The sequence below is a fragment of the Peterkaempfera bronchialis genome, assembly GCF_003258605.2.
Lineage (GTDB): Bacteria > Actinomycetota > Actinomycetes > Streptomycetales > Streptomycetaceae > Peterkaempfera > Peterkaempfera bronchialis.
On record NZ_CP031264.1, the window covers coordinates 5,897,941 to 5,910,426 of the forward strand.

Genomic DNA, 12,486 nt, shown 5'->3' on the forward strand with positions numbered 1-12,486 from the left:
TGCCACCGCAGCCTGCCTCAGGGAATTCGGGCGTACGCCTAGACTCTGCCACTTGTCCGTGGCGGCACACCCGGCTATGGGGGCGGGCCGATCCACCGGTTAGGAGTTCCCCTAGAGCTGGCGGTGAGAGCCCTTTGCGTGCTCTGCGCTGTGTAACGGTGAAGCGGCCGTGATCCTGTCACCCGGGTGTTTGGAGCGCTGTCGATGACCGAGTCGGTAACCGTGGACTCCTCGATTCCTTCATCGTCGCCGTCGGAGCCGATCGCGGTCGTGGGTCTCGCCTGCCGCCTCCCCGGGGCAGCAGACCCCGACGCGTACTGGGAACTGCTGGAACAGGGCCGCAGCGCGATCACCGACGTCCCGGAAGGCCGATGGGACCGCACCCTCGCGGCACAGGCGGCAGTCGCACCCGATGGGCGGAGCATTCCGGCACGGGGTGGATTCCTGGACGCCCCGGGCGCCTTCGACGCCGCCTTCTTCGGTATCTCGCCGCGCGAGGCCGCAGCCATGGACCCGCAGCAGCGGCTGGTCCTCGAACTGGGCTGGGAGGCCCTGGAGAACGCCAGGATCGCCGCCGACGGGATACGGGGCCGCCGCGCCGGAGTGTTCGTCGGAGCCACCGTCGAGGACTACGCCGCCCTGGTCCACCAGCAGGGTCAGGAGGCGGTCGGGCACCACACCATGCCCGGACTCAACCGGGGACTCATCGCCAACCGCCTCTCCTACGCCCTCGGACTGCGCGGCCCCAGCATGACCGTGGACAGCGCGCAGTCCTCCTCGCTGGTCGCCGTCCAGATGGCCTGCGACAGCCTGCGCAACGGCGACTGCGACCTGGCACTCGCGGGCGGGGTCCACCTCAACCTCGCACCCGAGACCACCATCGCGGCGGCCCGCTTCGGCGCCCTGAGCCCGGACGGGCAGTGCTTCACCTTCGACGCCCGTGCCAACGGCTACGTCCGGGGAGAGGGCGGCGGCCTGGTCGTCCTCAAGCCGCTGGCCAGGGCCCTGGCGGACGGCGACCGCATCCGGGCCGTCATCCGCGGCGGCGCGGTCAACAACGACGGCACCGGCGAGAGCCTGACCACGCCGGACCCCGCCGCCCAGGAAGAGGTCCTCCGCCTCGCCTGCGCCCGCGCCGGAGTCGACCCCGGCCACATCGGCTATGTCGAACTGCACGGCACCGGAACCCGGGTCGGCGACCCGATCGAGGCGGCGGCGCTGGGGGCCGCCTTCGGCACAGCCCCGAGCCGCAAGTCCCCACTGCGGGTCGGCTCGGCCAAGACGAACATCGGCCACCTGGAGGGCGCGGCCGGGATCGCCGGCCTGCTCAAGGTGGTGCTGTGCCTGGAGCACGGCCGGTTGGTGCCGAGCCTGAACTTCGCTGCGCCGAACCCCGACATTGCCCTGGAGCAGCTGCGACTGCGGGTGCAGCAGGAGACGGCCGAGTGGGCTTCGGGAGGGGGACGACGGCCGCTGGTGGCGGGTGTGTCCTCCTTCGGCATGGGCGGGACGAATGCGCATGTGATCGTCGAGCAGGCCGAGCCGGTGGGGGAGCCGGAGCGTTCCGGTTCGGCTGGTGGTGTGGTGGTGCCGTGGGTGGTGTCGGCGCGGTCGGGTGAGGCGTTGCGGGGGCAGGTGGAGCGGCTGGGGTTGGTGGCTGGTTCGCCGGTGGATGTGGGTTGGTCGTTGCTGCGGTCGCGGTCGGTGTTTGAGCATCGGGCGGTTGTGGTGGGGGCTGGGGTGGTGGCTGAGGGTTCGGTCGCCGATGTTGGGCGTGGGCCGGTGTTTGTTTTTCCGGGTCAGGGGGCGCAGTGGGTGGGGATGGCGGTGGGGTTGTTGGATGCCTCGCCGGTGTTTGCTGCGCGGTTGGGTGAGTGTGAGGGGGCGTTGGCGCCGTTTGTGGATTGGTCGCTGGCGGATGTGTTGCGTGGGGTTGAGGGTGCGCCTGGGTTGGACCGGGTGGATGTGGTGCAGCCGGTGCTGTGGGCGGTGATGGTCTCTCTCGCTGAGTTGTGGCGGTCGTTCGGGGTGGAGCCTGCGGCTGTGGTGGGGCATTCGCAGGGGGAGATCGCTGCGGCTGTGGTGGCGGGGGGTCTGAGTCTGGCGGATGGTGCGCGGGTGGTGGCGTTGCGGAGCCGGGCGATTGTGGCGTTGGCCGGGCGCGGCGGGATGGTGTCGGTGGCGTTGCCCCGGCTGGACGTTGATGAGTTGCTGGGTGGGTTTGCGGGTCGGGTGTCGGTGGCGGCGGTGAATGGTCCGTCGTCGGTGGTGGTCTCCGGTGACGCGGATGCGCTGGATGAGTTGATGGCTGTGTGTGAGGGGCGGGGGGTGCGGGTTCGGCGGATCGAGGTGGACTATGCGTCGCATTCGGCCCATGTGGAGGCGATCCGCGAGGAGTTGGCGGAGGTCCTGGCACCGATCGCGCCTATGTCCGGCACGGTGCCGTTCTTCTCGACGGTGACGGGGGACTGGCTGGACACCTCCGGTCTGGACGCGGAGTACTGGTACACCAATCTGCGGCAGACGGTGCAGCTTGAGCCTTCGGTGCGGGCCCTGCTGGGTGAGGGGCATGGGGCGTTTGTCGAGGTGAGTCCGCATCCGGTGCTGACGATGCCGATCGAGGAGACCGTTGAGGCCGTAGGGTCCGAGGCGGTGGTCACCGGGACGCTGCGGCGTGGTGAGGGTGGCCCCGAGCGGTTCTATGCCTCGCTCGCCGAGCTATGGGTCCGTGGCGTGGCGGTGGACTGGACTCCGGCGTTTGCCGGGCTTGAGCCGCGTACGGTCGACCTGCCGACGTACGCCTTCCAACGCGAGCACTACTGGCTGGGTACTGCCGAGGAGCCCGTACGCGAACTTGCGGTGAACCCTGCCGACCAGGGTCGGGCGACGCTGGACCTGGTACGGGAGCACGCGGCCGTGGTGCTCGGCCACAGGGACCCGGATGCGATCGACCCGAAGCGCTCCTTCAAGGAACTCGGGTTCAACTCGGTCACCGCCGTCGAGCTGCGCAACCGCCTGAACACGGCCGTCGGGCTGAAGCTCCCCACGACCGTGTTGTACGACCACTCCTCGCCTGCACGGCTCGCGCAGCACATCGACAACGAACGGCAGGGAACCGGTCACCCCGAGCAGAGCGCCGTGCCGGTGGCCGCCGCACCGGGTGAGCCGATCGCCATCGTCGCGATGAGCTGCCGTTACCCAGGCGGTGTGCAGTCGCCCGAGGATCTGTGGCGGGTGGTGCGCGACGGGCTGGATGTGGTGTCGGAGTTCCCGACCGACCGGGGATGGGATCTGGACTCCCTGTACGACCCCGATCCTGAACTCTCGGGCAAGACCTATGCGCGCGAAGGAGGCTTCCTGGACGCGGGCAGTTTTGATGCCGCGTTCTTCGGGATCTCGCCGCGTGAGGCGTTGGCGATGGATCCGCAGCAGCGGTTGCTGCTGGAGACCTCGTGGGAGGCGCTGGAGCGGGCCGGTATCGAGCCCGGATCGGTGCGCGGCAGCCTCACGGGTGTCTTCATCGGTGCGATGTCGCAGGAGTACGGGCCGCGACTGCACGAAGCGGGCGAAGGGGTGGAGGGCCACGTCCTCACCGGGACCACGACCAGTGTGGCTTCCGGACGCATCGCGTACACGCTGGGTCTGGAAGGGCCGGCGGTGACGGTGGACACGGCGTGCTCGTCGTCGTTGGTGGCGATGCATCTTGCGGTGCAGGCGCTGCGGTCCGGTGAATGCTCGCTGGCGCTCGCGGGTGGTGCCACCGTGATGTCCAGCCCTGGTCTCTTCGTGGAGTTCAGCCGGCAGCGGGGTCTGGCTCCGGACGGGCGGTGCAAGCCCTTTGCCGCGGCGGCGGATGGAACCGGTTGGGGCGAGGGTGTCGGTGTGCTGGTGTTGGAGCGGTTGTCGGATGCGCGGCGCCTTGGGCATGAGGTGTTGGCGGTGGTGCGGGGTTCGGCGATCAATCAGGACGGTGCGAGTAATGGGTTGACGGCGCCGAGTGGGTTGGCGCAGCAGCGGGTGATTCGGGCTGCGTTGGCGGGTGCGGGGTTGTCGGCTGCTGATGTGGATGTGGTGGAGGCGCACGGTACGGGGACGACGCTGGGTGATCCGATCGAGGCGGAGGCGTTGCTGGCCACGTATGGGCGGGGGCGGGATGCGGGTCGTCCGTTGTGGTTGGGGTCGGTGAAGTCGAACATCGGGCATGCGCAGGCTGCGTCGGGTGTGGCTGGTGTGATGAAGATGGTGCTGGCGATGCGGCATGGGGTGCTGCCGGCGACGTTGCATGTGGATGAGCCGTCGTCGCATGTGGACTGGTCGTCGGGTGCGGTGGAGTTGCTGTCGGAGGCCAGGCCGTGGGAGGGGTACGGGCGGCCTCGGCGGGCGGGGGTGTCGTCGTTCGGGGTGAGTGGGACGAACGCGCACGTGATCATCGAGCAGGCCGAGCCGGTGGGGGAGCCGGAGCGTTCCGACTCGTCCGATGGTGTGGTGGTGCCGTGGGTGGTGTCGGCGCGGTCGCGTGAGGCGTTGCGGGCTCAGGTGGAGCGGCTGGGGTCGGTGGCTGGTTCGCCGGTGGATGTGGGTTGGTCGTTGCTGCGGTCGCGGTCGGTGTTTGAGCATCGGGCGGTTGTGGTGGGGGCGGGGGTGGTGGCCGAGGGTTCGGCTGCCGATGTCGGGCGTGGGCCGGTGTTTGTTTTTCCGGGTCAGGGGGCGCAGTGGGTGGGGATGGCGGTGGGGTTGTTGGATGCCTCGCCGGTGTTCGCGGAGCGGGTTGCGGCGTGTGAGGGGGCGTTGGCGCCGTTTGTGGAGTGGTCGCTGGCGGATGTGTTGCGTGGGGTTGAGGGTGCGCCTGGGTTGGACCGGGTGGATGTGGTGCAGCCGGTGCTGTGGGCGGTGATGGTGTCGCTGGCCGAGCTGTGGCGGTCGTTCGGGGTGGAGCCTGCGGCTGTGGTGGGGCATTCGCAGGGGGAGATCGCTGCGGCTGTGGTGGCGGGGGGTCTGAGTCTGGCGGATGGCGCGCGGGTGGTGGCGTTGCGGAGTCGGGCGATTGTGGCGTTGGCCGGGCGTGGCGGGATGGTGTCGGTGGCGCTGCCCCGGGTCCAGGTTGATGAGTTGCTGGGTGGGTTTGCGGGTCGGGTGTCGGTGGCGGCGGTGAACGGTCCGTCGTCGGTGGTGGTCTCGGGCGATGCCGATGCGCTGGATGAGTTGATGGCCGTGTGTGAGGGGCGGGGGGTGCGGGTTCGGCGGATCGAGGTGGACTATGCGTCGCATTCGGCGCATGTGGAGGCGATCCGCGGGGAGTTGGCGGAGGTCCTGGCGCCGATCGTGCCGGTGAGTGGTGGGGTGCCGTTCTTCTCGACGGTGACCGGGGAGTGGCTGGACACCTCGGGGTTGGGCGCGGAGTACTGGTACACGAATCTGCGGCAGACGGTGCAGCTTGAGCCTTCGGTGCGTGCTCTGCTGGGTGAGGGCCATCGGGTGTTTGTGGAGGTGAGTCCGCATCCGGTGCTGACGATGCCGGTGCAGGAGACTGCCGAGGCCGTTGACGCCGAGGTGGTGGTGACGGGGACGTTGCGGCGTGGTGAGGGTGGCCCGGAGCGGTTCTATGCCTCGCTGGGCGAGCTGTGGGTGCACGGCGTGTCCGTGGATTGGGCTCAGGCGTTCGCTGGGCTTGAGCCGCGCAGGGTGGAGTTGCCGACGTATGCCTTCCAGCGTCAGCGGTACTGGCTGGAGTCTGGGCGGCCTGCGGCGGCGGCTGATCCGGTGGATGCGCGGTTCTGGGAGACCGTCGAGCGTGAGGACCTGGAGGGTCTGGCGGCGACGCTGGGTCTGGCGGACGGCGGTTCGCTGGGTGAGGTGCTGCCCGCGCTGTCGTCCTGGCGTAAGAACCACAAGCAGCGCAGCACGGTGGACGGTTGGCGGTACACCATCGCCTGGCGGCCCCAGCCCGCACCGCCCCGTGCCGAACTCCATGGCCCCTGGCTGCTGGTCACCTCGGCCGCGCTCCAGGATGACCAACTGGTCCAGGGAACCTTGCGGGCGCTGGAAGCAAGCGCGTCCCAGGTCCGGACGCTTGTCGTGGATGCGCAGGATGCCGACCGGGCGCGTCTCGCCGAGCGTCTCGGGGCGGAGGCGTACGCCGGAGTGCTGTCCCTCCTGGCCCTGGACGAGACCCCGGATGCCGTGCAGCCTGCCGTACCCGCCGGCCTGGCCATGAGCCTCGCGCTGGTGCAGGCCCTGGGTGACGCCGGGGTCGCGGCTCCGCTGTGGTGCGTCACACGGGGAGCGGTCGCGGCTGCGGGCGACGTGGCACCGGCCAACCCCGTACAGGCCGGGGTCTGGGGCCTCGGCAGGGTCGCCGCACTTGAGGACCCCACTTGCTGGGGCGGCCTGGTGGACATGCCCGGCACGGCCGACCAGCGCGCGGCGGAACTGCTGGTGGACGTGCTGGCCGCAGGAGGTGCGGAGGACCAGCTGGCGATACGCGGCTCCGGGCTGTTCGGGCGCCGACTCGTCCGCGCACCCCTCGGCGGAAAGCCCGCGCGGCGGGCCTGGCATCCGCGCGGCACGGTGCTCGTCACCGGGGGCACCGGCGCGCTGGGTGCCCGGATGGCCCGCTGGCTGGCCGCAAACGGCGCGGACCACCTCGTCCTCACCGGCCGCCGGGGCGCCGAGACGCCCGGGGCCGCCGAGCTGCGCGACGAGCTCCAGGCGCACGGCACCCGGGTGACCCTGGCCGCCTGCGATGTCGCCGACCGGGAGGCGCTGGCCGACCTCGTACGCCGGGTCGAGCAGGACGGCGGCGAGGTGATCCGGGCCGTGGTGCACGCCGCCGGGGTCAGCGAACTGGGCGCACTGACCGAGGCCGGGACGGCGGATCTGGCTGCCGCCCTCGCCGGAAAGGTCGCCGGTGCCGCGAACCTCGACGCCGTACTCGACCCCGCCGAACTCGATGCCGTCGTCTACTTCTCCTCCATCTCCGGCACCTGGGGCGTGGCCGACCACGGCGTCTACGCCGCTGCCAACGCGATGCTCGACGCCCGTGCCGAACAGCGGCGCGCGGACGGACTGCCCGTACTGTCGATCGCCTGGGGGCCCTGGGCGGGCGGCGGCATGATCGCCGACTCCATCCAGGACGTACTGCGCCGCCGTGGCGTACCCGTCATCGATCCGGAGACCGCCGTCGCGGCGCTCCAGCAGGCGTTGGACCACGACGAGACCCTGGTGGCCGTCGCGGATGTGGACTGGCAGCGGTTCGGGGCGGTGTTCACCTCCGTCCGGCAGAGCCGACTGCTGGAGGAGATACCGGAGGCACAGCCCGCCGCCGAGGAGGAGGACGCCGGTCAGCCGCCGGCGGCAGCGCTCGCCCGGCAGTTGGAGGGCCTGGACAGCGGACAGCGCTCCCGGATGCTGCTCGACCTCGTACGGGAGCATGTCGCCCTGGTGCTGGGGCACGGCAGCGCCGGGGCCGTGGATGCGGAACGGGCCTTCAAGGACCTGGGCTTCGACTCGCTGACGGCGGTCGAACTGCGCAATCGCCTCGGCCGGACCACGGGGCTGCGCCTGCCCACCACGGTCGTCTTCGACCACCCGAACCCTGCGGCGTTGGCCGACTACCTCGGTGCACAGGCCCTTGGGGAGCGTAAGCCGGAGGCGGCCCCGGTCGCGGTGCCGACTCCCGCCGCCGATGGGGACGACCCGATCGCGATCGTCGCGATGAGCTGCCGCTTCCCTGGCGGGGTGCGGTCGCCCGAGGATCTGTGGCGGGTGGTGCGCGACGGGCTGGATGTGGTGTCGGAGTTCCCGACCGACCGGGGATGGGATCTGGACGCCCTGTACGACCCCGACCCGGACCGGGCCGGGACCAGCTATGTGCGGGAGAGCGGATTCCTGCATGACGCGGGTGACTTCGATGCCGCGTTCTTCGGGATCTCGCCGCGTGAGGCGTTGGCGATGGACCCGCAGCAGCGGCTGCTGCTGGAGACCTCGTGGGAGGCGCTGGAGCGGGCCGGATTCGACCCCAAGTCCCTGCGCGGCAGTACGACCGGCGTCTATGTGGGCCTGGCCGACCAGGAGTACGGCAGCCGACTGCGCGCTGCGGCCGGTGAGGCGGAGGGGTACCTCGCGACCGGCGCCGCATCGAGTGTGGCTTCCGGGCGCATCGCGTACACGCTGGGTCTGGAAGGGCCGGCGGTGACGGTGGACACGGCGTGCTCGTCGTCGCTGGTGGCGATGCATCTGGCGGTGCAGGCGCTGCGGTCCGGCGAATGCTCGCTGGCGCTGGCCGGGGCTGTGATGGTCATGTCCGACCCGGGGCCGTTCATTGCGTTCAGTCGGCAACGGGGTCTGGCTCCGGACGGGCGGTGCAAGCCCTTTGCGGCGGCGGCCGACGGGTTCGCGCTGTCGGAGGGCGCCGGGATCGTCGTACTGGAGCGGTTGTCGGACGCGCGGCGCCTCGGGCATGAGGTGCTGGCGGTGGTACGGGGTTCGGCGATCAACCAGGACGGTGCGAGCAACGGTCTGACGGCGCCGAACGGCCCTTCGCAGCAGCGGGTGATCCGGGCTGCGCTGGCCAATGCCGGACTGTCGGCCGCTGATGTGGATGTGGTGGAGGCGCACGGCACGGGGACGACGCTGGGTGACCCGATCGAGGCGGAGGCGCTGCTGGCCACCTATGGGCAGGAGCGCGAGGCCGGGCGGCCGTTGTGGCTGGGGTCGGTGAAGTCCAACATCGGGCACACCCAGACGGCTTCGGGTGTGGCCGGGGTGATGAAGATGGTGCTGGCGATGCGGCATGGGGTGCTGCCGGCGACGTTGCATGTGGACGAGCCGTCGCCGCACGTCGACTGGTCGTCGGGCGCGGTGGAGCTGCTGTCGGAGGCCAGGCCCTGGGAGGAGTACGGGCGGCCTCGGCGGGCGGGTGTCTCGTCGTTTGGGATCAGTGGGACGAATGCGCATGTGATTGTCGAGCAGGGGGAGTTGGTTCCTTCCGGCTCGTCTGGTGCTGCTGCTGCTGCTTCGGCGGCTGGTGGTGTGGTGGTGCCGTGGGTGGTGTCGGCGCGGTCGGGTGAGGCGTTGCGGGGGCAGGTGGAGCGGCTGGGGTTGGTGGCTGGTTCGCCGGTGGATGTGGGTTGGTCGTTGCTGCGGTCGCGGTCGGTGTTTGAGCATCGGGCGGTTGTGGTGGGGGCGGGGGTGGTGGCTGAGGGTTCGGCTGCCGATGTTGGGCGTGGGCCGGTGTTTGTTTTTCCGGGGCAGGGGGCGCAGTGGGTGGGGATGGCGGTGGGGTTGTTGGATGCCTCGCCGGTGTTCGCGGAGCGGGTTGCGGCGTGTGAGGCGGCGTTGGCGCCGTTTGTGGACTGGTCGCTGACGGGTGTGTTGCGTGGGGTTGAGGGTGCGCCTGGGTTGGACCGGGTGGATGTGGTGCAGCCGGTGCTGTGGGCGGTGATGGTGTCGCTGGCTGAGTTGTGGCGTTCGTTCGGTGTGGTGCCGTCTGCGGTGGTGGGGCATTCGCAGGGGGAGATTGCTGCGGCTGTGGTGGCGGGGGGTTTGAGTCTGGCGGATGGTGCGCGGGTGGTGGCGTTGCGGAGCCGGGCGATTGTGGCGCTGGCCGGACGCGGGGGCATGGTGTCGGTGGCGTTGCCCCGGCTGGACGTTGATGAGTTGCTGGGTGGGTTTGCGGGTCGGGTGTCGGTGGCGGCGGTGAACGGTCCGTCGTCGGTGGTGGTCTCCGGTGACGCGGATGCGCTGGATGAGTTGATGGCGCTGTGTGAGGGACGGGGGGTGCGGGTTCGGCGGATCGAGGTGGACTATGCGTCGCATTCGGCGCATGTGGAGGCGATCCGCGGGGAGTTGGCGGAGGTCCTGGCGCCGATCGTGCCGGTGAGTGGTGGGGTGCCGTTCTTCTCGACGGTGACCGGGGAGTGGCTGGACACCTCGGGGTTGGGCGCGGAGTACTGGTACACGAATCTGCGGCAGACGGTGCAGCTTGAGCCTTCGGTGCGTGCTCTGCTGGGTGAGGGCCATCGGGTGTTTGTGGAGGTGAGTCCGCATCCGGTGCTGACGATGCCGGTGCAGGAGACTGCCGAGGCGGCCGACGCCGAGGTGGTGGTGACGGGGACGTTGCGCCGTGGTGAGGGTGGTCCGGAGCGGTTCTATGCCTCGCTGGGCGAGCTGTGGGTGCACGGCGTGGCGGTGGATTGGGCTCCGGCGTTCGCTGGGCTTGAGCCGCGCAGGGTGGAGTTGCCGACGTATGCCTTCCAGCGGCAGCGGTACTGGCTGGAGCCGACGCGGCCTTTGACGGCGGCTGATCCGGTGGATGCGCGGTTCTGGGAGACCGTCGAGCGTGAGGACCTGGAGGGTCTGGCGGCGACGCTGGGTCTGGCGGACGGAGGTTCGCTGGGCGAGGTGCTGCCCGCGTTGTCGTCCTGGCGTAAGAATCGCAAGCAGCGCAGCACGGTGGACGGTTGGCGGTACCGGGTCGTCTGGCGGCCCCAGCCGGAGCCGCCCCGCGCCGAGCTCCATGGCGCCTGGCTGGTCGCTGTCCCCGAGGGTCACCAGGACGACGACCTCGTCCAGGGTCTGCTGAAGCAACTCCGTGGCACCCAGGCCCAGGTGGCCGAGGTGTCCGTGCCCGCCGACGCCGACCGCGCAGGGCTCGCGAAACTGCTGGCCGCCGGGGTTGGTACGGCCGAACCGCCCGTAGGTGTCCTGTCGCTGCTGGCCCTGGACGAGGCGGACAGCAGCCATGGCGCCGGTGTCTCGCGAGGGCTGCTCGGCACCATCGCCCTGGCCCAGGCCCTGGAGGACGCCGACCTGCGCGCCCGGCTGTGGTGCGTCACCCGGGGCGCGGTCTCCACCGGGGCTGCGGATGGGGCCGTCAGCCCCGCCCAGGCGGCGGTGCGGGGGCTGGTCCGGGTGGTCGGACTGGACGACCCGGAGCGGCGGGGCGGGCTGGTGGATCTCCCCGCTGTGCCGGACGAGTTGTCGATGCAGCGCCTGGTCGGCCTGCTGAGCAGCGGCGGCGCCGATGGCGGTGAGGACGAGTTCGCGGTACGCCGGTCCGGCGTCCAGGTACGGCGCATGGTCCGTGCGCCATTCGATCCGGCGCGGGGTAGCGGCGAGCCATGGCGTCCCCATGGCACCGTCCTGGTGACCGGCGGGACCGGCGCGCTCGGCTCCCATGTCGCCCGGTGGCTCGCCCGCAGCGGCGCCGAGCACCTTCTGCTGACCAGCCGAAGCGGCCTCGACGCCCCCGGGGCCACCGAGCTGTACGACGAACTCACCGGCGCGGGCTGCCGGGTCACCGTCGCCGCCTGCGATGTGACCGACCGGGCGGCGGTCGCCAGGCTGCTGGACACCGTCCCCGACGGCCTCCCGCTGACTGCGGTCGTGCACACCGCCGGAGTCGTGGGGGAGGCCCGGCCACTCGCGGAGACCCCCGTGGACGAGGCGGTGGCGGCGGTACACGCCAAGGTCACCGGCGCGCTCAACCTCGATGCGCTGCTGGCGGACCACCCGTTGGAGGCGTTTGTGCTCTTCTCCTCCGGCGCCGGTGTCTGGGGCAACGGCGGCCAGGGCCCGTACGCGGCGGCCAACGCCCACCTCGACGCGCTGGCCGAACGGCGCCGCGCCCAGGGCAGGCCCGCCACCTCCGTCGCCTGGGGTGCCTGGGCGGGGGGCGGCATGGTGGACGAGGCCGTGGCCGAGCAACTGCGCCGCCGTGGCGTACCCGGGATGTCGCCCGAATCGGCGGTGCAGGTCCTGCACGAGGCCGTGTCCGCCGAGGAGACCGCGCTGGTGGTCGCCGACATCCGCTGGGAACGGTTCCTGCCGGCCTACTCCGCGCACGGGCACCGTCCGCTGCTGGACGAGGTGCCCGAGGTACGGGAGCTGCTCGCCGCCCGGCAGACGGCGGCGGACACCCCCGCGCCCGAGGACGACAGGGGATCGGAGCTGCTGCGGCAGCTGACCGCTCTCCCGGAGCCCAAGCGCCGGCGCAGGCTGGTCGAACTGGTCCGTACGCACGCCGGTGCCGTGCTGGGCCACTCCTCGGCGAGCGCGGTCAAGCCGGGGCGGGCCTTCCGCGAGATGGGCTTCGACTCGCTGACCGCCGTCGAACTGCGCAACCGGCTCGCCACGGCAAGCGGGCTGAAGCTTCCGGCGACGCTGGTGTTTGACCACCCGACGCCGAATGCGCTCGCCGAGTATCTGCACGCCGAACTGCCGCTCCCACTGCCCGGCTCCGACGCGGTACCCGCCGAACTCCAGCAGGTGGAGACCGCCCTCCGGCAGGCGGCGGACCCGGACACCCGGCGGGCGATCACCGAAGGGCTGCGCGCCCTGCTGGACGCATGGGCGGGTCCGGACGGCGAACCGGCCGAGGAGACCGCCGCCGTCGACGACGAACTCGTCGCCGCCACCGACCAGGACATGTTCGACCTGATTGACAGGGAACTCGGGATTTCCTGAGCCGACACCCCGTCCAGACTT

At 71.1% G+C, this 12,486-nt stretch carries 1 protein-coding gene; it reads left to right on the plus strand.

The features are described 5' to 3' along the window. Positions 1-204: 204 nt before the first annotated feature. On the plus strand, positions 205-12,465 hold the full coding sequence (locus tag C7M71_RS25700; protein WP_114914564.1) for a type I polyketide synthase: 12,261 nt from the start codon (positions 205-207) through the stop codon (positions 12,463-12,465). The last annotated feature ends 21 nt before the right edge of the window (positions 12,466-12,486 follow it).

Bases quoted from the DNA above. Each gene is read 5' to 3' on its own strand.
- C7M71_RS25700 (WP_114914564.1), top strand. From the start codon at position 205: ATGACCGAGTCGGTAACCGTGGACTCCTCGATTCCTTCATCGTCGCCG.